We start from the raw sequence: 24,126 nt of genomic DNA on the forward strand, positions 1-24,126 counted from the left end.
CACTCTAAATAATAATTAAATTTGCACTGAAAGAAATAAATTTCCCATTGAAGGGATACATTTTAATTATTATTTTGAATGGTGATACTAATCAAATATTTTCACTTTTTCTCTATGATTTGATAGTAAATGTTCTTTAAATGCGTTGACTGTGCTAGTCATAAAACGTTGTGGTGGGTAATAAAGGTTTAAGAACCAATCGTCAGTTTGGTAGTCGGTTAATAGCTCAACTAAGTCGCCATTTCGAATGTGTTTTTTTACCAAAAACTCGGGCAGATAAGCCACGCCACCGCCATTTACCGCGCCGCTAGCAATCATTTTGGCATCGGATAATTCAATGGTTTTGTTTACAGTGATAATGCGTGCTTCATTGCCTTGTTTAAACACCCAGTTGTTTTTTCCGCTCAATGATTTTGAGTATAAACAGCGCAGTTCTGTGAGATCTTCTGGCACTAAAGGCTCTGCATTGAGTCGAATAAACTCTGGTGATGCTACCACGACAAAACGCTCTGAAAGCAAGCTACGACGCACTAAGTTAAGGTCGCCTTCTTTAGAGATAGCCGAACCTGCAATGGCAGAAATAATGAAGTCATTGTCTTTGTGCTGCTCTAAACCACGCGGTGAAATGGTCATCTGAATATTCACCATAGGGTTGTCTCTAACAAACTCAGACACTAATGGCAGGATGACATTTTCGGCATACACTGGGCTGCTACAAATGCGCACCGTACCGCGTTTCTCCTTGGTGAACTGGGTCAATTCATTCTTCAGGATCTGAATCTTAGAATTGATGTTCTTGAAGTTCTGATAAAGGTGATCACCCGCTTCGGTTATACGATTGGCTTTGTCGTTACGGCGATAAAGCGTCACACTCAACTCGGTTTCAAGGTCTGCTAGCCAGCGAGAACCGGTAGAGGTTGATATGTCCATAATCTCTGATGCTTTGGTCATCGAGCCAGCTTCTACTAAAACAGTAAAGAACATCATCTGGGCTACAAGCTGTGGATCGACGGGTTCATGAGAAGCAGGAAGTATGTTGGGTGTGTTATTCATAATATTTGCATATGGTGATTTTAGGTAAAGTTACATTGATAGAATAAAAATGACAAAAATATAAAGGTATTGTGTGATCAAACTAGAGTTTATATTGATGAAGAAGAATATATTTTTATTTGCATCACAAATACCATATATAAAAAAGGAGCCCATTAAGGGCTCCAAGGTAGGTAAATCATAGTTACTTAATTATTATAATAATTATATTTTATTCGTATGACTTCCAAGTCGGGAAGTTAGCTTTATTTAGTTTAAGAATTTGACGAGTTTCATCTGGCGTTGCAATTTCTAGGTCGTTCAGTGCAAGCATTTGCTTAGTACGTTCTACAAACTCAACGTTCGATTTTGCCAACTGACCACGACGGAACAATACGTTGTCTTCCATACCTACACGTAAGTGGCCACCAAGAGCGATAACCGCGTTGATCATTGGCAAGTGGTTACGACCGATACCTAGCGCACCCCAAGTAAAGTTTTGACCCCAGAAACGACGTACTTCATCTAGCATTTGTAGAAGAATGTGTACTTCAGCTGGAGAACCACCCGCTGCACCTAGTACAAACTGGAAGTGAGGCGCTGTGAATGGGTTTGGAATTTCTGCTGTGCCTTCTTCGCGCTTAGCATTCGCTTTGTTGATTTGGTCACGATAGAACCTAACGTTGTGAATCATACCAATATCGAAGATTTCGATTTCTGGTGTCACGTTGTGCTTAGGCATTTCAACCAATAGCTTGCTTAGGAAGCGAGGGCTGTTTTCAAAAATCACAGAGTGCATCCAGTTCATTGTACCCGCATCACAGGTTGCGATTTCTGGACGTAGCTCTTGGAATGGAAGCATACGGATTTCGTCAGTCGCGCTTAGGTCGCCTGATGTGGTCAAGTTAAGCACGATGTCACACTCAGCTTCGCGAACATAACCCACTACTTCACGGAATTTAGCGATGTCCATTGATGAGTTAGTTTCGTCATCACGCACATGGATGTGTGCAATTGAAGCACCCGCAGCATGACACGCAATAATTTCGTCAGCTTGCTCACGTGGAGTCAAAGGAACAAATTCTGATTGTTCTTTTTTAGGAAAAGCGCCAGTACATGCAACAGTTAGGATACGTTTATTTGCTAGAGACATAATAGAACCTCTTATATTTTTATAATGTATTGGGGAATTCCCCAGTATTTGTTTTATGTGCCCTGCAAATATTATTTAAGCAGGGCGACCTTAATTACTTTTAAATAACGTTATGGATTAAATAGTTATTTATGCGTTTTCATTTTCAACGACTAATGCAACACCTTGACCGCCACCGATACATAAAGTTGCTAGGCCGTAACGTTGGTTACGTTTAGTCAGTTCATGAACCAGTGTGACTAAAATACGTGCGCCACTTGCGCCAATTGGGTGACCGATAGCAATTGCGCCGCCATTGACGTTGGTAATTGCTGGGTCTAGGTCTAACCCTTTCACTACAGAAAGTGCTTGAGATGCAAATGCTTCGTTTGCTTCAACCAGGTCTAAATCGCGAACTGAAAGACCCGCTTTTTGCAGCGCTTTTTCAGAAGCAGGTACAGGTGCGTAGCCCATAACGTCAGGATCAACACCGGCAGCGCCTTGTGAGCGAATAGTGACCATTGGTGTTAGGCCAAGTTGTTGCGCTTTGTCTTTGCTCATCAACACAATGGCGGCTGCGCCATCGTTTAAGCCAGATGCGTTTGCCGCAGTTACTGTGCCGTCTTTTTTGAAGGCTGGGCGAGGCTTGCTGATGGTCGCTAAAGTTGCGCCAAAGCGTGGGAATTCATCGCTATCAACGATAGTGTCACCGCGACGACTCGAGATAGTGTGTGGTGCAATTTCGTCTTTAAATTTGCCCGCAGTAATTGCCGCTTCTGCGCGGTTTTGTGATTGAACTGCGTAAGCATCTTGCTCTTCACGAGAGATCTCGTATTTGCTAGCTAGGTTTTCTGCGGTGATGCCCATATGGAAGCCACCAAACGCATCCACCAAGCCATCGTTTAGCATGATGTCGGTAAGTTGAGAGTGTCCCATTTTCACGCCAGTGCGGTGTGAACCAAGGATGTGGGCGGCGTTTGACATTGATTCAGCGCCACCTGCGACAACGATTTCAGCTTCACCGGTTTGAATTTGTAGAACCGCATCCATTACCGCTTTTAGACCTGAACCACATACCATAGAAACCACGTTTGCCGTTGCTTCATCAGGAATACCACTAAATTTAGCGACCTGGCGCGCAGGGTTTTGACCTAGGCCTGCTGACAATACGTTACCAAAAATCAGGTTATCGACTTGCTCAGGTTTTACGTTGGCGTCGGCTAAGGCAGCTTTGACAGCTGTTACACCCAGAACGATAGGAGAGATGTTGGTGAAAGCACCTAAGTAGGCACCGATTGCAGTACGTTTTGCGCTTACAATTACTACTTCTTTCATGGGAATCCTTTTGTTTCTCACAGTGATCATTGCCACTGATGTTTATTATTCTTTATGACCGGGTATCTCGCCGACCAAGGATATAAATAAAATAATGTGTTGCTAAAAACGCCATTAGTATCGATTCATTTATATGGGTAATCCGTAGGGATAAAACCGATATCAATGGAAGCTATTGTGCTTAATCATTTGTTTAAATAAGCCGGAGTGTTTGCTCCGGCTTGGAGCTAATCAGTGTATTTGTTCAAGTGTATGAACGGGTGATTAGTGATCACCGTATGGGTATAGACGGTCAGGACATTCAACAACTTTGTCTGCGTCGATAACCGCCATTAGGCGAGTCATAGAACCATCACCACAGTAAAGGTTCAGTGGAGCACCAACGATATCGAAACGACGGCCTTTTACTTTCTCAACTTGGCCACCTACGTTTTCCCAACCTACTTTACCGTTACCCAGTAGCAGCTTGTGACAAGGTTCCCATGTACCGTTGCTTAGGCCTTTTTCTTCAACCATGCCGTACAGTTCCTTGTAAGCTTCTTCGCCGTGAATTTCTTTGTACATGTCACGATCAAAGTGTGCGTATTCTGCTTCACCAAACTTGTCGATGAATTCTTTCTTCAGTGGGTAACCAGAGTAACCTTCAAGGTTCATTGATAGACGTCCCGCTGATTTTTCACCGATAGATGTGTGTAGAGGGTGGTCTAGTGCTTGTTGGTCTACGCCTAGTGCTTTGATGTCATGCTTCATACACCAGTGACCAACAGAAGCGCCAACGCCAGTTGCGTAGTGGTAGTACTGCTTGCTGTCATCCCAAAGTTTGCACATGCCAGTGTAGATAATGACGATCATGTCTTTTAGGTCAGCAAATTCTAGGCCTTCAACCGCTTCTACTGCTGCATCCATGTCTTCTGCTTTGATCAGAGACCACTGAGGTAGGTGTGAAAGGTCAAGACAAACTGCTTTACCACAGTAAGAGTCCAGTTCCATTTCGTGAGTGTAACGAGCACGACGGCCGTCAAACTCAGTTTCAATGACGTGACGAGGAGAATCGGCGTGAGTACCACAGTGCATTGGCATTTTGAAGAACTGAGTCAGTACGCCTGATTTTGCTAGGCCGTGTGCACGAGTGATTTCAGGTTGTGGGAAGTAAGGCCACTGTGGAGATTGAGAACCGATTGGGTGCGACAAATCGATGATTACTTTGCCTTCAAAAATAGATGTCATAGTCTTTTACCTTTAAATTTTTTAATTAGGCTTGCGCTGGTAGCAAGCCTTTTAGGGTGTTTTTAATACCGAGAATTACGCTTCTTCTAGTTGCTTACGACGGTATTTAGTTTGATCAATCAGATATTTAAATAGATTGGTTTTTGATTCAGTTGCTTGTTCTGGTGTCCATGTTTGGAAACCTTCGCCTGTTGCAAAACCGCTTTTGCCGTCTTCAACCAACTCTTTAAGCTTGCTGCTTGGCTCAGTACCAGAGTAAAGGTGCTCAAACATGTACTTATGAATGTTTAGGCTAAGCTCTGTTGAAACCATGTCTGCGTTTTCAAACGGTGCAAGTTGAGGAACGCGGAAACCAAATGAATTTTTAATGCAGTCATCAATGGTTTTCGGGTCAGCAATACCTTCGTCTAGCATGTAGAACGCTTCACGCCATAGGGCATGTTGTAGACGGTTTGCTAAGAAACCTGGAACGTCTTTCATGCATTTAGCCGGTGCTTTGCCACACTCTTCTAGTAAGTCGAATGACGCTTGGAAGACTTCTTCATCGGTGTCTTCTGTGCGAATCACTTCGACTAGAGGAATCAGTACCGCTGGGTTCCAGAAGTGCATGCCAATCACACGCTCTTTCTTCTCAACTACTTCGGCAATTTCAGTGATGGATTTCACTGATGTGCCAGAAGCGAAGATGCAGTCTGGACGTGCGTACTGCTCCATCTCTTTGAACGTAGCGTGTTTGATGTCCATTACTTCAGGTACAGATTCAAAAATCAGATCCGCATTTTCGTACGCTTCAATAGCGTCAGCTGTAATGTTGATGCGGTCTAAAATTTCAGCTTTTCTGTGCTCTTCAAGTAGGCCTTCTTGGATGAACATATCAAGCTGGCTGCTCATATCTTCAACGGCGGTACACTTAGACACGTTACGTGTTTTAATAGTTACGTTACGACCACCCGAGGCGAAGATTTGCGCGATACCCACGCCCATCATGCCCGAGCCACCTACGATGGTGATGTTCTTAATATCTTGATGCTTCATAGTGTTTCCTTATCCCGCTGTACAGCCGCCATCCACATAAATGATTTGGCCGTTGATGAAGTTAGATGCTGGTGCAGACAGGAATAGAACCAAGCCAATCATGTCGTTTGTTTCTGCTACGCGACCCATTGGCAGGCGAGCCAAGAACGGAGCGATACGTGCTGGGTCTTCGCAAATCTCTTGAGTCAGTGGAGATTTAACTAGAGTAGGAGCAATCGCGTTCACATTGATGGTAAAGCCTTGCTTAGCACCTTTTAGAGACCATTCAGTTGAAAGCTGCTTAGTTAGGCTATCTACTGCCGCTTTTGATGCTGCATAAGCAGAGTAACCATCTGGATGACCACAGAAGCCACGTACTGAAGAAGTGTTCACGATTTTGCCGTGACCTTGCTTCATGAAGTACTGTCCAAAAATCTGACAAGGAACAAGCGTGCCCGTTACGTTAACGTTCATTACTTGGTTGAACTTATCGGTAGGCATTTCTTCAGCAGGAGCACGGAAAGCCATGCCAGCGTTATTGACTAGAATGTCGATGCGACCAAAGCGAGTATCGATTTCATCAACCAATTCTTGAACTTTTTGTGGGTCCGTTACATCAGAAGTAATTGCTACACACTCACCGCCAACTTCACGTACAGAGGCTACTGTTTCTTCTAGAGTTTGCATGTTACGTGCAGTGACTACGACTTTAGCGCCGTGCAATGCAAATGCTTGTGCGTAAGCTGCGCCAAGAGTGCCGTTACCGCCAGTAATTACCGCTACTTTGTCTTTAAGGTCAAAAATGTTTTGAGCAAATTCGTTGCTCCACGTTGAGGTCATTGCCATCTTTCTATGTCCTATTAAATTTGGTTTAGATGATTCTTAATTTTTTATTTAACGACTTAACAAGTAGAGAACGTCACCAGTGCCGAAGCCGTTTCATTGGTGCGGTTTTCTAGGCGTCGACCTTCGTTTGGTAGGAAGGCGATAGAGTCACCTTTTTTAATGACGTATTCTTTTTCATCGCCATCAATAACCACTAGCTCACCGCTAACTACGAAATACGTTTTTTCAAATTCAGCCGCTGGCATACCTTCGTCGTACTGCCAATCTGCGCCGCCATTGGGTAGGAAATATGACAACCCTTGCCAAAACTTAGTCACGCCAGTTTCAGCTTCGCCTTGCAGCTTCAAAGATACCGTGCCGTGGTGGCTTGGCGGGTTGTATGCACTCACTTCAGATAATTTAATTGCTTTCATTTTTATGCTCCGAATGTTACGACATTGGTAGGAATGATTAATTCTGTTGCCGTTTTTTGGATAACCTCTTCGATGCTGCTGTGAGGTGCCACTTCTTTTAGTAGTAAGCCTTCTGGCACTACTTCTATAACGGCTAGGTCAGTAATAATTAGGTTTACTTGACCTTTGGCGGTAAGGGGTAATGTGCACTCATTTAAGATTTTGCTTTCACCGTGTTTGTTACAGTGATCCATCATGATGATTACGCGCTTTGCACCACTGACTAGGTCCATTGCGCCGCCCATACCAGCGATAAGTTTTTTAGGGATCATGTAGTTGGCTAAGTTGCCGTGACGGTCAACTTCCATCGCACCGAGTACCGTTGCATCTACATGTCCGCCACGAATAAGAGTGAAAGACAGGCTAGAATCAAAATAAGCTGCGCCTTCGATAGCGGTTTTAGGCGAACCACCAGCGTCAGTCAGTTCCCAATCTTCTTGGCCTTCTTCTGGCGATCCTGCGATGCCAACCATGCCATTTTCAGATTGAAAAACGATGTGTTTGTCTGGGTCAACAAAGCCAGCAACTAAAGTTGGCATACCAATTCCCAGATTTACCAAGTCGCCAGTATTGAGCTCTTGAGCAACACGTTGTGCGACTAGGTTTCTCATTTGCTTTTTGTCCATGTCGATTACCCTACGATGTAGTCAATTAGTACAGATGGTGTAGTAAATGCATCCACGGAGTATTTACCCGCATCAACCACTTCTTCAGGCTCAACAAATACTTGGTTTGCCGCTGTTGCCATTACCGGATTGAAGTTCTTGGTGGTTTTGTTGTAGAGCGTGTTACCAAACACATCACAGGTTGATGCTTTAAGAAGAGAAACGTCAGCTTTGCGTGGTAGTTCAAGGAGGAACTCTTCGCCGTCAATTTCAATAACGCGTTTGCCTTCTTGAACTAGAGTACCAACACCCGTTTTAGTCAGAACGCCACCAAGGCCAGCGCCAGCAGCACGAATCTGCTCAACCAATGTGCCTTGAGGAACCAACTCAACTTCCATCTCACCAGAGTTCATTTTGTCTCCAGCAATTCGGTTTAAGCCGATGTGAGAAGCGACAAGTTTACTAACTTGGCCAGTTTCAATTAGCTTGCCCACACCTTTACCTGGTAGGCCGGCGTCATTACAAATTACAGTTAGGTTTTTTACGCCACTTTCAACAATCGCATCAATCACCTTTTCTGGTGAACCGATTGTCATAAAACCACCAACCATCAAGGTCATGCCATCTTCAATTTTGGCCGCTGCTTGCAGTGGTGATAGAACGGGTTTTAATAACATTGCCTCATCTCACTTTCGCCTCTATGGGCGATTCTCGTTTCGTTGCAAATAAGATTACGCCTGAAGAAAAACCAAAAGAATGGCACTAATGAGAAGAGGCGTTTCATGGGTGCAAGGGATTATTAGAGCAAGATCAAACAACGATAAATTGCGTGAACAGAGTCACTGAACTAAGTGCTAATTTCTTAAATATAAAAACCGCAATTTCATAGATAGGAATTAATTTTTAACAAACTACTTTTGTGTGAATTAGCGCAGAGTTTTATTTCTCTGATAGGAAGGTAGATGCGTATAGGAGGGAAATAAATTTTGTGAAAAGTGGGGCAGGGAGCTTAGTGGTTGAATTTGTGGTGTTTTATTGGTCAGTTTGGGAAGGGAAAGTAGGCGGTTGGAGTAAATTGACGAGCGTTTTCTGACTAGATGTGGGGAATTTTATTTTTGATGAGCGCTGAATGGAAAAGGCTGAGCAGGAGTGATTGGTTGTGACGCTTAATATTGAGTGAAAAGATGAACCAATTTGGTTGATTTCGACATCTTTTATATCATTCATTACGCATAAAATGCGTTGCTGATATTAGGGGTAGGTAGAATATCTATCTTAATATTCAGTTGTTTATGACTCTCATAAAATTAATACGCCAATCAAAAAAGCCAGTGAAGAGAACGTCAGCTGGGTTAAATAAGGTCACAGCTATGAAAAAAATCATCCTTTTGCCTGCGCTAGCTAGCATTGCTCTGTCTGGCTGTACGACTCCAGCTGTTCAAGCACAAAATGCTTTTGCTCGTGATTTAGCTGAGGTCACTAATGTTAAGCAAGCAGCAGACATACTTGGCATGCCTACGGGTAAACGTACCCTTCTAGGGAAGGATGTTTATACGTGGCAATCAAGCCGCAACTCGCAAGCAATCAAGTTTGGCTTTAATGACTTTGGTAACTTGCGACCTGAATCTCAGATCATTAACGTTCGTTGTAAAGTAGAGTTAATTACAGTTGAAAATTCATTGGATGTAGAATCTCGTACCTATGATGGTTCAGTCGATGGATGCCAAAGTTACATCAGATTATTGGATAACTTCTATTACAGTAATCATCCAGCAGAAGACCCTAGAAAAGACCTAGCTACATATACCAACGATGACTTTGATCCAGACTTTGATTGGTAATTGCCTTTATTTGCAATCTAGTTACATAGGGTGATTATTGAGGATAACACGCAGGTACAAAAAAGGGGCTAGAAGCCCCTTACAGATTGTGGGCGGATAATAAAGTTTGATCATTTTTTGACTAACGTACTACTTCAACGCCTGCCGGAGCTGTTTTCTTCTTCAGTGCTGATTTCATACCCTCACCTACACCATCTCGTCTAAAGTCAAACATATTCATTTCAAGCGTGTTTATTGAAACCTGATCATTACCGTGAACATGGGCAATTAGACGTTTATGAGCATCTTTGTAAGGCGCTTTTGCATACGAGCCACCAAATTCACCAGAGTTAATCAACGTAACGTGTTGGTACATATGGTAATGCAATGCTTCCACCATCGAATCAAATGTATTTACATCTTGGTTCAGAGCACTAATCACATATGCGTTAGATTTGTTTCTAAGATCTGAGCTTAAAGCAATGTCAGTTGCGTCGTAACAAATAGAGCCAGTGATAACAAAACCTTTTTCATCTTTGAAAGCGGGGTGAACAAGCTCTAGCATTAATTGGTATGGTCGCCACGGCTGAATCTTACCTTTTTCAACTGTCGTCATATTATGCTTGCCTTGAAGACGCACCATCTCTCGCTGATTTGTATTATGCTTTGTCGGAATAATCCAAACAGCGCAATTATTCGGTCCTTTAACGCCATCTTGATCGATAAAGCCAAGCCCTGAAAATATCATCGCTTTAGTTTTCTGAGAAAGTGCGATGAGTACATCTAGATCATCATTATGAACAGCAAGCTCCGGCCAAATTATTAGGTCAGCATTCAGCTTTTTATTACCTATTTCAACCTGCTGTGCTTCAAGATGTTTCAAAACTAGCTCTGCCACCTTTGCTACGTGCCTACGATGCTTAGCACGATAGTCCGGCTTATCAAGCATTAAACCAGCTTCACCAAAGTCTTTTAGAGCAGGTAGCTTAGATTGTACCATTACAACAGAGAGGGATTCTTTACCATCATTCCAGTCTAGAGCTTGCTTCTCAAGTAAACTTGGAATGCCAGACTGGATGCAATAGGCCGTTTTTAATTCATGCAGTCGAGCGTTAACCAACTGCTTAACAGCTGCCACCGACCAGTTTATCGGCCAATCGTAACCATGGTCATTAACTCGAATACCTGGCCACTTCAATAGCTTCGATAGTAATCCTGTTAACCAACCTGAAACTTGAGAACCAACTCCAGAGATAGACTCAGGACTTGTCATTAGTCCTAATTGCCGCTTATAGAAGCTAGAACGAATACCTCGATATCCTGGTTTAGGTACAACCCCAAAACCGAATGAAGTCCAATCATGATTACCTACTAGTACTGCCCTAATAAACTCCCCTACGTTGCGTAACATTCGCACATCATCAGATACAGTGGAATTAAAATCATCCCAGGAAGAAAGTAAGTCACTGTTATCGTTAAACTCAAGGGTTAGCTTTAGATCTTTATCAAATACAGAAAATGCTACCGGAGAACTAAAACCATCAAATTCGATTGTAGTTGATGCAAGATCAATACTTTTATCTCGATGCTTCGCAAGCAACTCATACTCGCTCAAAATAGCTTGCAAGAGTTTCAAAGCCATTATTTCATTTGCGAACGGATTATCATCACGCAAGATAAGTCGAAGAATGCTAACTTTCGTGCTTATCTTATTTAGAGATTTGCTGTATGGCTTCGTTTCAAGGTTTAGCGGTGTAACTAACTCCCCTTTGATTTTACCTAGTGTAGCCCAGTGATGCTTTACTCCTCTTGCATGGCGAACAAGAGCAATACCCAGAGCTCTATCTTGAACAAGAAGCAACTTAAGGGTATCAAACAGTAGGTCAATATCGTCATGAACTTTCTCAAGCAAACAGGAACAAGCTCTAATGCAGTCTTTGCTCATATCCGATACTTGATTTGCCATAATAATTGCTACAGCTATATTTTGAGAGCTCCAATCATCTGGAAGTGTAATCTCCCTAAAGCCATGCGTTAACTTAGAAATGACATCGAACTTTGATTCACCAACTTCATGCTCTAACATAGTATCTGCTCGAACGAGCATCAAGAATCTTGCTTGTTCAGAAAGTAAATTAAAAGATTGGTCTCGAGGGATGCTATGTTCTGCTGCTGAGCTTTGCAATCTCTCAAAGTACGCATCTAAATCCGCATGTGCTGGAAATGCGAGAGAATACTTTTTGTGGATAACAGTAGCAGAATGGCGGTAGATCTCCGCCAAACAATATTCTGCTACTGCAACTTGCTTATCATCTTTTTCATCTAACAGCATTTCAAGCTGAACTAGTATAGGATCTAACAACTTGGTACTAGGAAACAGTTCTACCCCTTTCTTAAGTAAAAGCACTAAAGACGGGTCATAACTCCAGCAAGCTATAAATCTTCTCGCTATTCGTTCTTGAGAGTAGTCCCATTCTCCAGGTTGTAGCACCCCATTTTCATCTGGTATTTGTGTGGCGAAATGTCGTTTCTCACGCAATACTTTAGATAGTTTATTCGCAGCAAATCGTTTAAGCGTGTCCTCTCTAACATCAAATCGAGTTGCCTCTATTGAGGCTAATCCATTGACTGAATAAGGGTTCTTGCTTGCAGCTACAACGGATTTAGGTGGTGCTTGTAACGATAGCAATGACTCTAGTTGTCCTAGCTGATTATCCGCTTCTTCCAAAGAAATAGGTCCACTCAACCTACTTTGGATCTCATTCAAATTCTTCGAAATACCAACTTTAAGCCCATGAAAAACATCAACATTAGTTTTATCTGATTGGATAGATAATCCTAACGTTTTGTATGAGTCTAGCCCGCGAACCAACTCTACAACTTGTTGGGTTACCTGTTGAACTCGATCGAAATCATCAAATGATTTAGGGCCTATGATAACTAAACGAAAATCATCAACGTAACGGCAGTAATCAACTAGTCGAAACTGTTGATTTTCACCAAACTCAGTTCCAATTTTGCCACTAAATTCACGATCAAAATCCAGCATATAGAGATTTGAAAGAAACCCTGAGGCCACTAATCCTTGAGGCAAGCCTTTTGGAGCTGTGGGAACCTTCTCCGATGCACACAAGTTGCTATATTGCTCTTCAGCCTCACTAGACCATTCCCAATCATTAAATGCCACAAGTAGTTGAGTGAGTTTGTCGTAGTCTTTATCAGAGGACTTTCGTTTAATGACCTTGTTAATTTGTTCAATTAACTGTTGACGACTAATTCCATCAAAAAATTTCTCTAAATCGAGTTCAACAATGTAAACCCTTTCATCAGGAGATATTTCGCTTAACTGCTCAAGTGCAAAGTGATGTGGTCTATCTAGAAAACGGCGATAATCAACAAAGTACTTGCTATAGATAGTGCTTGAGCCATAACTATGTTGCGCGTTGTCATCGGCATCATAAGTGCAATAAAGTCGATTGCCGTAACTCACAACTCCTTGCTTATGCACATGCGTAAACTCGGTACTAGGATTACCTTGTATAGTTTCAACTTTGTTTGCCAACCCCATCATCAGCAATGACAACATTGACTGTTCACGAATAGGAATATGAGCAAGCGGTCTCAGTTTAATTGGGCTTTCTGGAAGCTCTGAGGGAGCGTTTTTTTTAGACTTTTTAGCGGGATCTTTTTCGCACTCAACAGACTCTGGTTGCCATTTGATTTTATAATGTCCATCGCTATCATCTTGGACAAACTCCCAAGTACAGGTCTTGGGAGCAGGCACTAACTCTAATGGTTTGAATACGACCTTATCATCCAACTCATCAGCCCAAATTTTACACTGCTCAACCAAGTTTAGTGCTGACAAATCGAGTTCGAAATTATCTGCGTACCAGTTAGTTGTTCGGATGTATTGGTGGCTTTTCTTCCAAGCAAGAGCAATGAGCAGAGGGTCATTTAAATGCTCATCTTTAAGTGATAATTCTTCGTATTTTTTGTCGATAACCGGCATAAATATCCTTGGGGTCAATATATTTGACCTTCTTAAAATTTTCTAAATAAGGAACTGATTTCTAAGTACTCTTACTCTCTTCAACCACAGAATTTGCATTTACTTTGTGAATCACTCCAAACAGCTCGACCACAGTACTTTCATCGAAGAAGCCATAAGCGCTTTCGCCTTGGTTATCTGTAAACGGTGGTTCGAAGAGTGGTGACATATCGAGAATGCCGTTGTTAATTAAGTAGTCGATCACTTGATCGACGAATTGAATCTGTTCAGCGTTGTATGACTCTTCATCAAGGAAGCTGATGAATGCTTCTTTGGCTGTATTCATGTCTAAACCGATGAGTCCACGGGTAAATGGTTTCTCTTGTAAGATCTTCTCACGGTAAGCTTCCACGTCACTCATTCCGCTTGCATCCAGCAATAAGCCTTCTAGGACGTCTAAATTGACTTGAGTTATGGATTTATTGCGCTTGAGCTTTTGAATCGTTAGCTGATCTTGGTGAACTTGAATATAGAGCTCAATTTTCTTGCGATACTGGGCTAAATTAACGCTTGGATTCTTGTACACGTTTATCACGTCATGAACCCCTTGGAACTCATCTGCAAAGTTCGTGTACACCTTTTCTTTCTGTTCTTTATCTAATACGAACATCAATTTTGTAGTCGGCGACGGATATCTTTTAGTGTCACTAGGTGGATATCTTACCAAAACTCTTGGGTCTGGATGTCTTGAATCAGTTGTAGTTGCGCTTGTACTGTTGGGATTGTTGATTTGGCTTCTAACTGTTTCGCTAATTTTCCTACACGACTTCGGCTCGTCTCAGAAATCATACCTTTTTCCAAAAGGTCTAATTGCACAGTCAGCACAAGGCTGTCAAAGCGGTGTGATAGATGGTTAAATTGCTCATCTGAGTTAAAAGCCTCAGCTTCAGTTGGTAGCGCAGAAATTTGGCTCTCTAGCTTTGTAAGCTTGGTATCGTCAATATCGTCCCAATGTTCTCTTTCTAAGAAGGGCTCTACTGTTTGGCGCTTACGATAAAGTTATCGAGATTTATGCCACTCACAAGGTGGTGCAACATGTCTAATTGATAGCGGTTTAGCTCTGTATGGCACTCACAGTCTTCTGGCCTTTCTTATTAAGTGGCTTGTCTGCATCTGGCATAAAAAAACCTCCGACTAAGCTAAACTTAGCAGGAGGTTGAAAACCGATCAATCGTTATTGTCTGCCGACAAGAATTGTTTGCGAATTATTGAACTTTACTCAACCGTTACCGCTTTAGCTAGGTTGCGAGGTTGGTCAACGTCGGTACCTTTGATCAGTGCAATGTGGTACGACAGCAATTGCATTGGTACTGTGTAGAAGATTGGGGCAATGATTTCACTAACGTGAGGCATTTTGATGATCTTCATGTTTTCGTCGCCTTCAAAGCCGGCTTCTTCATCGGCAAAGACATACAGTAGACCGCCACGGGCACGTACTTCTTCAACGTTAGATTTTAGCTTCTCTAGTAGGTCGTTGTTTGGTGCAACGACGACTACAGGCATGTCAGCATCAATTAGCGCTAGAGGGCCGTGTTTTAGTTCGCCAGCAGCGTAGGCTTCTGCGTGAATGTAAGAGATCTCTTTTAGTTTTAGAGAGGCTTCCATTGCGATTGGGTAGTACTCACCGCGACCTAGGAATAGGGTGTGGTGTTTATCTGCAAAATCAGGTGCCAGTGCTTCGATTTCTTTGTCGAAGGCTAGGGCTTTTTCGATAGCCGTTGGTAGCTCGTGCAGTGCTTTAACGATTTCACTTTCTTGAGCTGCGTCTACGCGACCTTGCAAGCGACCAATAGACACGACCATCATTAGCATTGCAGCAAGTTGGGTTGTGAATGCTTTAGTAGATGCTACGCCGATTTCAGTTCCCGCGCGGGTCATGAAGGCGAAGTCTGATTCACGAACCAGTGATGAACCTGCCACGTTACAGATGGTCATTGCGGCCATGTAGCCTTTCTCTTTAGCTAGGCGTAGTGCGGCCAGTGTATCGGCTGTTTCACCTGATTGAGAAAGTGTCACTAACAAGCTGTTAGGGCGAGTCACGAATTTGCGGTAGCGGAACTCAGAGGCAATTTCTACGTCACAGCTTACGCCAGCGATAGATTCAAACCAGTAACGAGCAGCCATACCTGAGTTGTATGAAGTACCACAAGCAATGATTTGTACGTGTTCTACGTTGCTTAGAATTTCTTCTGCTTTTACGCCAATCGCGTTAGTGATAACAGAATCGGCAGATAGACGACCTTCCATAGTGCTGATAAGCGCAGCTGGTTGCTCAAAGATCTCTTTTTGCATGAAGTGACGGTATTTACCTTTGTCACCGGCATCGTGTTCTGCGTTAGATTCGTGCTCTTCACGTTCAACAGCGTTACCTTCGGCATCAAAGATAGACACGTCACGACGAGTGATTTCGGCAATGTCACCTTCTTCAAGGTAGATAAAGCGACGAGTTACGTTAAGCAGTGCTAGCTGATCAGAGGCTAGGAAGTTTTCACCCACACCTAGACCAATTACAATTGGGCTACCAGAGCGAGCAACTACAATGCGGCTAGGATCTTTACGATCAACGGCTACTGTGCCGTAGGCACCTTCAAGTTGTTTTGCAGTTTTTTGTAGAGCTTCAATCAATGATGCAGAAGTTCTTAATTCCCACTCAACTAGGTGAGCGATAACTTCAGTATCCGTTTGAGAAGTGAACACATAACCACGACCAGTTAATAGTTCACGTAGTTCTTCGTGGTTTTCAATGATGCCGTTGTGTACAACCGCAATATCGCCAGACATGTGTGGGTGAGCATTTGCTTCACTTGGTTCACCGTGAGTTGCCCAACGTGTGTGTGCAATGCCTGTACCGCCCGCAACGTGCTGCTCGTTTACGGCATCAGCAAGTTCTTGAACCTTACCTAAGCGACGCACGCGAGTTAGGTTTGATTCACTATCTACTACTGCAACACCGGCAGAGTCATAGCCACGGTATTCAAGACGGCGTAAACCTTCAACAAGGATTTCAGCTACATCACGTTGTGCTACTGCACCAACAATTCCACACATTTTATATTCTCCAGTTTGTCTTCTTTACCTGAGAGGAAGACCATAAGTACTAATTTAATTTTCTGCTCGTATGACACGAACAGATTTTGATTCGATAATTTCTTTATATTCGTCAGACAGGCTTTGATCGGTAATGACAATATCTATGTTGTCCCAAGCCAGTTCTAGGTTGGGGATACGTCGACCAATTTTATCTGACTCGATCATCACGATCACTTGGCGCGACACTTCGGCCATGACTCGGCTTAAACCAATCAGTTCATTAAAGGTGGTGGTGCCTCGGTCAAGATCCAGACCGTCAGCGCCAACAAACAGCTGATCAAAGTCATACGATCTTAAAGCGGCTTCTGCTACTTGACCTTGAAATGAGTCTGAATGTGCATCCCATGTTCCGCCTGTCATCAGTAAGGTTGGCTCACTTTCTAATTCGTTCAACGCATTAGCTGCGGTTAATGAATTAGTCATAACCACTAAACCTTTTTTGGTATTGAGCATAGAAATCAGAGCGCCAGTGGTGCTGCCGCTATCAATGACAATACGGTTGTGGTCACGGACAAGGGATACTGCAGTGGCAGCTAAAGAGCGTTTTTCTTCCGAGACAAGAAGGCTGAGTTCTTCAACCACGGTTTCGCTAGGAATAGAAACTGCGCCACCGTATCGACGTACTAGTTGTCCGCTTTGCTCTAAAGAGGCGAGGTCTTTACGAATAGTGACTTCAGAAGTGTCAAAGCGTTTTGCTAGTTCTTCAACCGTCACTTCTCCTTGTTGTTCAACTAAGGAGGCAATAGCACTGCGTCGAATTTGTGAGTTTCTCTTAGTCATGGGGATCTGAGTTTCGTTTTGATTGCTTAATTGTTTCACATCGAAAGTATAATGCCTATAAAACGAAACGCAAACGAAACTGAATATTTATAGGCTAATGAATGTGAGGTATTACGGCTTATGAATCGAAGTAGATAATTTTCATCGAGAATTATTAGGGCAATTCATGGCATAAACTTTCACTTTGAAGTCAATTTTAAACAGAGAATGGGTGAGTTAATTTGCTTGATTAGCGAATTTTTGTACGATCTAGGTCAAAAAATCTCTAATTTCTATTGGATAATATTCAGACTTATTTTACACTACAAAAAAACATTCAACCCTAATCGTTAGAAAGGTAGATTTATGAGACTGATTCCGTTAAGCAATGCTGAGAAAGTAGGTAAGTGGGCAGCGCGTCATATTGTTGAAAGCATTAATAAATTTCAACCAACTGCTGAACGACCATTTGTACTTGGTCTACCAACAGGTGGTACTCCATTAACTACATATAAAGCTCTTATCGATTTGTATAAAGCGGGTGAAGTTAGCTTTAAACACGTAGTAACTTTTAACATGGATGAGTATGTGGGTATTGATCCTAACCATCCTGAATCTTACCGTTCTTTCATGTACAACAACTTCTTTAACCACGTTGATGTACAAGAAGAAAACATTAATCTACTTGACGGTTTAGCGGATGATATCGACGCTCATTGCGCGGCATACGAAGCGAAAATGAAGTCTTATGGCAAGATTAACTTGTTCATGGGCGGCGTAGGCATTGATGGCCACATCGCATTTAATGAGCCTGGTTCATCTCTATCTTCACGCACTCGTATTAAGACGTTAACTGAAGATACTCGTATTGCTAACTCTCGCTTCTTTGATGGCGATATCACGCAAGTGCCTAAATACGCACTCACTATTGGTGTTGCGACTTTGCTAGATGCTGAAGAAGTGATGATTCTGTCTTTAGGTCACAATAAAGCACAAGCGCTACAAATGGCGGTAGAAGGTTCTATCAACCACATGTGGACTGTAACTGCACTACAACTTCACAATAAAGCTGTGATTGTTGCTGATGAACCAGCACAACAAGAGCTTAAAGTGAAAACAGTTAAATACTTTAATGAGCTAGAAGCTGAGAACATTAAAGGTCTATAATTAAACTGATTATAGTAAAGCTAAAAAAACCACCGCAAGGTGGTTTTTTTGTTTTAAGAGGTGAGGTCATTCTCTTGGCATAGCTGAGCGACGATATCAGTGACCGCTAACACTAAAGTGGAACGCACCCTTTGAAAGTGACGGGTTAAAAACATATCTAATGTTGCACCGTTCATGCCTTCAAGGAGTGTGGCATCAAACTCTAATGGAGTAATGCCTTTAATGGCGTTAATTCTATTTAATTCAAATAAAACATCGACTTCAGTAAAGCTAACATCATCCCCTTGAATTTTTGCCCACTCTCTTAGAGTGACGAATATTTCGATATCGTCATACACTTCTTTGGAGATACTTCCTAACCCTAGTAATAGCTTGGTACGAACTTGAATTTCGCCAAGAGGACCGTCGTTAGTCAGTAGTGGGTCCACCACAAACTTTACCGCATAGTCATCTTTGAAAAAGATGCTTTTTAGCAATGCATCAACGGTGTCGTCTAATACATCATAAGCGGTAAACAAGCACTCATGGGCGCTTTCTGCTTCAGAAAGGGCTTCGAGTAACTCAGTTTCATTTTGCGGTGTTATGGGCATACTGTTCTTTATACTATGAGAAATAAACCTAAAAGGTGCTTCGTTTGAAGCACCTAATTTCGATGGTCATTTAATGGCTAGATAAGCTTGCTCTGCAAGTTTAACAACTTCAGCGTCAACATTCAGCTCAGAGTAATGAGCGAGTGTTTCGGCAAAACCTTTCTCGGCGAACATAGCTTGAAGCTCGACAGCTTGTGGGTCATCGTCATTCTTGTAGTGGAATGCAGCTGCAATACCTTTCAATAGATGTTCGTTAGGTAAGTTGTACTCTAGAGTACCATTTAATGGTTTAATTAAACGGTCTTGAGGACTCAATTTTCGAATTGGTTGACGGCCTACACGGTCAACTTCATCGCGAAGATAAGGGTTAGCAAATCGACCTAAGATTTTTTCAATGTATGCAGCGTGTGCCTTTGGATCAAAACCGTAACGACGGATAAGAACTTCGCCACTTTCTTGCATTGCTGCTTTTACTTCAGTACGAATTGCTTCATCTTCGATAGAATCTTTAATGGTTTCATGGCCGGCTAAAACACCGAGATAAGCTGTGATTAAATGACCTGTGTTCAATGTAAACAACTTACGTTCAACAAATGCCATTAAATTGTCAGTACATTCCATACCTGGAATATTAGGTACTTCTCCTTTGAATTGTGTACGGTCAACAATCCATTCGCTAAAGGTTTCTACCGTAACAGCTAGTGGGTCAGTTTCCCCTTCTTCTGCTGGTGGCACAATGCGATCGACCGCTGAATCCACAAAGCCAACAAATTGGTCTGCTTGTGCTTTTACTTCATCACTAAGGTGGCCGTACACCGCTGTTTTTAGCTGGCTAGTACCACGCACCATATTTTCACAGGCAATGATGTTAAGCGGTGCTGTGTTTCCTTGTGAGAAACGCAGTTCAATACCTTGAGCAATGGTTTTAGAGATAATGTTTAATACAGTTGGACCAACTGCTGTGGTGACCATATCTGAGGCTGCAATACAATCAATTACTTCTGGGCTAGTTGAATTTACAGCAGTGACGTTGGACACTGTGTCAACAACACAGTCAGCGCCGACAACTTTCACTGGATATTCATTGCGCTCGATCAGAGCATTTACCACAGTTTCATTGACGTCGGTAAACGTAACGGCAATACCAGCATCCGCTAACAACTTACCAATAAAACCACGACCGATGTTACCTGCGCCAAAATGTAGAGCTTTCATAACAGTACCTAAACAATAAAGATTAAAAATAAAAAAGAGGCCAGTGAAATGCTAGGTAGACTGGCCTCGTCACTTACTTAGGAGCACGATTTAAGCATTACTTTCCGTTAAGAATATTAAGTACATCTTGAGAGTTAGATGTAGTTTTCAATAACTCAACTGCTTTATCGTCATCAAGTGAATTTGTAATAGCGGTAATGACCTGGATGTGTTCATCACCTTGAGCTGCGATGCCAATAACCATCTTAGCTACGTCGTCTTCGTCTTCGCCCCACTGAATACCATCAGGGAATTGGCAGAATACGATACCTGTGTTTTGTACGTATTTTTTCGCTTCTATAGTACCGTGCGGTACAGCGATAGACTCACCAAGGTAAGTTGATACCAACTCTTCTCGAGCTAACATACCTTCGATGTATTCAGGGCTTACGTGACCAAGTTTAACCAGTTGCTCACCGGCAAATTTAATGACATCTTCTTTTGTTTTAACTTGTAGGCCTAGGAAGATATGGTCTTCAGATAATTGCAAAGTACCTTGCGACTTGGGCGCTTGAGATGTGATTGGTGCCGAGCTTGTGCCTTGTGCATCAACGAGTTGTTCTACTAATTTGTCGTACACACCACCATCTAAGAAGTTGGACAGTGAGATGTGATGTGCGCTTGATACTACAGAGCGAGCACGGTCAGTCAGATCTCTATGTGTCACAACAATATCAACGTCTTGTGGAAGGTTGTTGATTGCTAAGTTGATAACCGAAATATTTAGACCAGCAGCTTCAACTTTCTTGCGTAGTAAACCCGCACCCATTGCGCTTGAGCCCATACCCGCGTCACACGCTACGATGATGCTTTTCACTGCAGACATGTTTACAGAACCAGCGTCTTGACCTTTAGAAGACGCTTTCATGTCTTTCATTTGGTTAGCTGCTTTTTCTAGAGAGTCTTCACTATCATCGTTATTTGCTTGAGTTTTCATTAGTAGCGAAGCGACTAGGAAAGAAACAACCGTTGCTGCAATCACAGATAGGATTACGCCAACAAAAGAATCTTTAGGTGTCATGATTAGGACAGCAAAGATTGAGCCCGGTGAAGCTGGAGAAATCAGACCTGATTGGAAGATTACGTTAGTGAATACACCTGTCATACCACCTGCGATTACAGCAAGCACTAGACGAGGGTTCATCAATACGTATGGGAAGTAGATTTCGTGGATACCACCGAAGAAGTGGATAATAGAAGCACCTGCTGCAGATTGTTTAGCATTACCTTTACCAAACACCATGTAAGCAAGTAGTAGACCAAGACCTGGGCCTGGGTTTGCTTCGATAAGGAAGAAGATTGAACGACCTAGTTCTTCTGATTGCTGAACACCAAGTGGAGTAAAGATACCGTGGTTAATCGCATTGTTCAGGAACAAGATTTTTGCAGGTTCTACGAAAATAGACGCAAGAGGAAGTAAACCAGCGGTCACCATAATATCTACGCCAGCGGCAAGGGCTGTAGATAGAAGTTTTACTGCAGGTCCAACGACCAAGAAAGCTAGAATTGCACAAATCATACCGATGATGCCGGCAGAGAAGTTATTCACTAGCATTTCAAAGCCACTTTTCACTTTACCTTCAATGGCTTCATCAAATTTCTTAATGGCTAGACCACCGAGTGGACCAACAATCATTGCGCCCATAAACATTGGGATATCAGTACCAACGATAACACCCATTGTAGTGATAGCACCTACAACTGCTCCGCGTTCACCGCCGACCATTTTACCACCGGTGTAACCAATCAATAGTGGTAGAAGGTATTTAATCATCGGACCAACCATAGCGGCTAACGTATCGTTAGGAATCCAGCCAGTTGGAATAAATAGTGCAGTAATGAAACCCCAAGCAATGAATGCGCCAATGTTTGGCATAACCATGTTGGAGAGGAAACGACCAAAGTTCTGAACCTTAATCTTCGCTTCGGGAGATAGCATAGGTGACCTCGTTTATTATTTGAGCCAAATGGCCCTGTTGTTTGTTTAACGTTGAGAAAAATCTAACACATAATTTTGAAAACGCATTACTAGCCCATTAAGTGTGATTTAAATCACACAAAGAATCCGAGCAAACTTTTAACTTAGTGATATTCGTCACAATAAACACGTGTCAATAAATTACACAGCACTTTAGATGATATTGATTCTCAATTAAAGGTGATCTACATAACGTTTTATGTCTTGGGTAGGAAAAATAAATAGTGACGCAGATCGCGTTTTATAAACTTTGACTTAAATTAGCAGCAACAATTGCTCGGATAACCGCTGTTTTTTGATTGCATAGTGAACAAATAAGAGGGTTTTACATGATCTGTAATTAAATTACATTAATTGTGTAAGGATATTCATCTGTTGATTACTGTGTACTTGTTAGCCATTAACTTTATTAATAATTCGGGATAGGAATAGCACCTTTATCTTGACGCTAAACCACCATCTATAGGGTTGGTGCGATATCAGTTGTAGTTGTAGTTGAAGTTGAAGTTGTAGTTGAAGTTGAAGTTGAAGTTGAAGTTGAAGTTGAAGTTGAAGTTGAAGTTGTAGCTGTAGTTGTAGCTGTTCAAGTGAAATGTTGTTTAATTCGCTCTGTATCGCTTGGTAATGGTTTAAAGAGTCATATGACATAGATAATCAGATAGAGCGTCTTGAGCGCTTGTAGTGAGCTTAGTGGAAAGAAGAGGGGGAGTTCACGTTAACCTTGTGGCTTGAGGCGTGGGAATACCAAGAAATAAGATCAGGCAGAGACAGAAATAGAGGCGGGCGTGCAGAAACAAAAAAGCCCCAGTCCGAAGACTAGGGCTTATAATGTGGCTCCCCTTGCAAGACTTGAACTTGCGACATACGGATTAACAGTCCGCCGTTCTACCAACTGAACTAAAGGGGAATTACTTTTAAACTAATAAATGGTGCCGACTACCGGAATCGAACTGGTGACCTACTGATTACAAGTCAGTTGCTCTACCTACTGAGCTAAGTCGGCGCCTGATCAACAGCTTTTGCTATTGACTATAATGTGGCTCCCCTTGCAAGACTTGAACTTGCGACATACGGATTAACAGTCCGCCGTTCTACCAACTGAACTAAAGGGGAATTGTTTCAAACTAAATAAATGGTGCCGACTACCGGAGTCGAACTGGTGACCTACTGATTACAAGTCAGTTGCTCTACCTACTGAGCTAAGTCGGCACACTATATTCTTTTACTTCATTGACGTTCTTTGAACACCAACAATAAATTGTGGTGCCCGGAGGCGGAATCGAACCACCGACACGAGGATTTTCAATCCTCTGCTCTACCGACTGAGCTATCCGGGCGACGGGGGGTATTAAACGGTTTTTCGGTTTTAAGGTCAACAAAAAAATGCAAAAAATCTTCCACTTGGCGAAATTCTAGTCCGAAGTGTATGTTTTGTGTATAAAAGAGCGGTTTTTTCATCAATTAATTCATGATTACGTTTTCTCTATTAGAGTGCTTGCATACCCTGTGTTGAAGATATGCGGCTAAATGTGTGACTTTTCACCCTCAGTATTGAGATCTAATTGAGTAATCACTAATTAACGGCTGGCTTTGCTGATTAACTAACAATAGAGGGGAGATAAAATTCACGCTGCTGAATTGTTGTGCACTAGGTTTATTAGCCATTCTTGGTTTTAGAAGTGTGTTTAGCTAGCAAGCAAATAGGGGTAAGAATAGGGGTAAGAGTAGAAGGTATTGTTTTGTTTTATTGTTGTGATGAGGAATCATGCAGATA

19 protein-coding genes and 5 tRNA genes are annotated in these 24,126 nt (G+C 42.3%); 2 read left to right on the forward strand and 22 right to left on the reverse strand.

The window, feature by feature from the left end:
- Positions 1 to 87: 87 nt before the first annotated feature.
- The 9 genes from VHA01S_RS09470 to VHA01S_RS09510 form a co-directional block, all read right to left on the reverse strand.
- Positions 88 to 1,053, reverse strand: coding sequence for a LysR family transcriptional regulator (locus VHA01S_RS09470; protein WP_039970578.1), 966 nt, complete (start codon positions 1,051 to 1,053; stop codon positions 88 to 90).
- 211 nt (positions 1,054 to 1,264) lie between these two features.
- The gene (locus tag VHA01S_RS09475) at positions 1,265 to 2,185 is read right to left on the reverse strand and encodes a beta-keto acid cleavage family enzyme (protein ID WP_023404146.1); all 921 of its coding nucleotides are present in this window, start codon (positions 2,183 to 2,185) and stop codon (positions 1,265 to 1,267) included.
- A 129-nt stretch (positions 2,186 to 2,314) separates the two neighbouring features.
- Positions 2,315 to 3,499: an acetyl-CoA C-acetyltransferase gene (locus tag VHA01S_RS09480; protein ID WP_023404147.1), complete on the reverse strand. Its 1,185-nt coding sequence runs from the start codon at positions 3,497 to 3,499 to the stop codon at positions 2,315 to 2,317.
- A 264-nt stretch (positions 3,500 to 3,763) separates the two neighbouring features.
- Positions 3,764 to 4,726 (reverse strand): cyclase family protein, encoded by a 963-nt coding sequence (locus VHA01S_RS09485; protein ID WP_023404148.1) that lies wholly within the window; start codon positions 4,724 to 4,726, stop codon positions 3,764 to 3,766.
- 75 nt (positions 4,727 to 4,801) lie between these two features.
- A complete protein-coding gene (locus VHA01S_RS09490) occupies positions 4,802 to 5,761 on the reverse strand; it encodes a 3-hydroxyacyl-CoA dehydrogenase family protein (protein ID WP_023404149.1) in 960 nt (319 codons plus the stop codon).
- A gap of 9 nt (positions 5,762 to 5,770) precedes the next feature.
- Positions 5,771 to 6,586 (reverse strand): SDR family NAD(P)-dependent oxidoreductase, encoded by an 816-nt coding sequence (locus tag VHA01S_RS09495; protein ID WP_023404150.1) that lies wholly within the window; start codon positions 6,584 to 6,586, stop codon positions 5,771 to 5,773.
- Between the two features lie 56 nt (positions 6,587 to 6,642).
- Positions 6,643 to 6,999, reverse strand: a complete 357-nt coding sequence (locus VHA01S_RS09500; protein ID WP_023404151.1) for a cupin domain-containing protein — start codon at positions 6,997 to 6,999, stop codon at positions 6,643 to 6,645.
- Between the two features lie 2 nt (positions 7,000 to 7,001).
- Positions 7,002 to 7,664, reverse strand: a complete 663-nt coding sequence (locus VHA01S_RS09505; RefSeq protein ID WP_023404152.1) for a 3-oxoacid CoA-transferase subunit B — start codon at positions 7,662 to 7,664, stop codon at positions 7,002 to 7,004.
- Between the two features lie 5 nt (positions 7,665 to 7,669).
- Entirely contained in the window at positions 7,670 to 8,320 is a 651-nt protein-coding gene (locus tag VHA01S_RS09510; protein ID WP_023404153.1) for a CoA transferase subunit A, read from the reverse strand.
- 693 nt (positions 8,321 to 9,013) lie between these two features.
- Here VHA01S_RS09510 and VHA01S_RS09515 point away from each other — a divergent pair.
- Positions 9,014 to 9,484 carry a hypothetical protein gene (locus VHA01S_RS09515; protein ID WP_023404154.1) on the forward strand — a complete coding sequence of 157 codons (471 nt, stop codon included), beginning with the start codon at positions 9,014 to 9,016 and terminating at the stop codon, positions 9,482 to 9,484.
- Positions 9,485 to 9,605: 121 nt separating this feature from the next.
- Here VHA01S_RS09515 and VHA01S_RS09520 read toward each other — a convergent pair whose 3' ends face one another.
- The 5 genes from VHA01S_RS09520 to VHA01S_RS09535 form a co-directional block, all read right to left on the reverse strand.
- A complete protein-coding gene (locus tag VHA01S_RS09520; protein ID WP_023404155.1) occupies positions 9,606 to 13,475 on the reverse strand; it encodes an RNA-directed DNA polymerase in 3,870 nt (1,289 codons plus the stop codon).
- A gap of 61 nt (positions 13,476 to 13,536) precedes the next feature.
- Positions 13,537 to 14,091, reverse strand: a complete 555-nt coding sequence (locus tag VHA01S_RS18650) for a type I restriction-modification enzyme R subunit C-terminal domain-containing protein (RefSeq protein WP_240432727.1) — start codon at positions 14,089 to 14,091, stop codon at positions 13,537 to 13,539.
- Between the two features lie 83 nt (positions 14,092 to 14,174).
- Positions 14,175 to 14,303, reverse strand: a complete 129-nt coding sequence (locus VHA01S_RS18655) for a hypothetical protein (protein WP_255209308.1) — start codon at positions 14,301 to 14,303, stop codon at positions 14,175 to 14,177.
- A gap of 426 nt (positions 14,304 to 14,729) precedes the next feature.
- Positions 14,730 to 16,562 carry a glutamine--fructose-6-phosphate transaminase (isomerizing) gene (gene glmS, locus VHA01S_RS09530; RefSeq protein WP_023404158.1) on the reverse strand — a complete coding sequence of 611 codons (1,833 nt, stop codon included), beginning with the start codon at positions 16,560 to 16,562 and terminating at the stop codon, positions 14,730 to 14,732.
- A 54-nt stretch (positions 16,563 to 16,616) separates the two neighbouring features.
- Complete coding sequence (locus VHA01S_RS09535; RefSeq protein WP_023404159.1) at positions 16,617 to 17,384, reverse strand: DeoR/GlpR family DNA-binding transcription regulator; 768 nt, start codon at positions 17,382 to 17,384, stop codon at positions 16,617 to 16,619.
- A gap of 345 nt (positions 17,385 to 17,729) precedes the next feature.
- Here VHA01S_RS09535 and nagB point away from each other — a divergent pair, with 345 nt between their 5' ends.
- Positions 17,730 to 18,530, forward strand: a complete 801-nt coding sequence (gene nagB, locus VHA01S_RS09540; protein ID WP_023404160.1) for a glucosamine-6-phosphate deaminase — start codon at positions 17,730 to 17,732, stop codon at positions 18,528 to 18,530.
- 53 nt (positions 18,531 to 18,583) lie between these two features.
- On the opposite strand, the gene VHA01S_RS09545 is transcribed toward nagB, so the two are convergent.
- The 8 genes from VHA01S_RS09545 to VHA01S_RS09585 form a co-directional block, all read right to left on the reverse strand.
- Complete coding sequence (locus VHA01S_RS09545) at positions 18,584 to 19,120, reverse strand: MltR family transcriptional regulator (RefSeq protein ID WP_023404161.1); 537 nt, start codon at positions 19,118 to 19,120, stop codon at positions 18,584 to 18,586.
- 66 nt (positions 19,121 to 19,186) lie between these two features.
- Positions 19,187 to 20,335 (reverse strand): mannitol-1-phosphate 5-dehydrogenase, encoded by a 1,149-nt coding sequence (locus tag VHA01S_RS09550; RefSeq protein WP_023404162.1) that lies wholly within the window; start codon positions 20,333 to 20,335, stop codon positions 19,187 to 19,189.
- A 97-nt stretch (positions 20,336 to 20,432) separates the two neighbouring features.
- Positions 20,433 to 22,313 (reverse strand): PTS mannitol transporter subunit IICBA, encoded by a 1,881-nt coding sequence (locus VHA01S_RS09555; RefSeq protein ID WP_023404163.1) that lies wholly within the window; start codon positions 22,311 to 22,313, stop codon positions 20,433 to 20,435.
- A gap of 870 nt (positions 22,314 to 23,183) precedes the next feature.
- A tRNA-Asn gene (locus VHA01S_RS09565) sits at positions 23,184 to 23,259 on the reverse strand.
- Positions 23,260 to 23,279: 20 nt separating this feature from the next.
- Positions 23,280 to 23,355, reverse strand: a tRNA-Thr gene (locus tag VHA01S_RS09570).
- Positions 23,356 to 23,389: 34 nt separating this feature from the next.
- A tRNA-Asn gene (locus VHA01S_RS09575) sits at positions 23,390 to 23,465 on the reverse strand.
- 20 nt (positions 23,466 to 23,485) lie between these two features.
- Positions 23,486 to 23,561: transfer RNA gene (locus VHA01S_RS09580), tRNA-Thr, on the reverse strand.
- Between the two features lie 52 nt (positions 23,562 to 23,613).
- Positions 23,614 to 23,689 (reverse strand) — tRNA-Phe (locus tag VHA01S_RS09585).
- Positions 23,690 to 24,126 lie beyond the last annotated feature (437 nt).

It is taken from the genome of Vibrio halioticoli NBRC 102217 (assembly GCF_000496695.1).
GTDB classification, from domain to species: Bacteria; Pseudomonadota; Gammaproteobacteria; order Enterobacterales; family Vibrionaceae; genus Vibrio; species Vibrio halioticoli.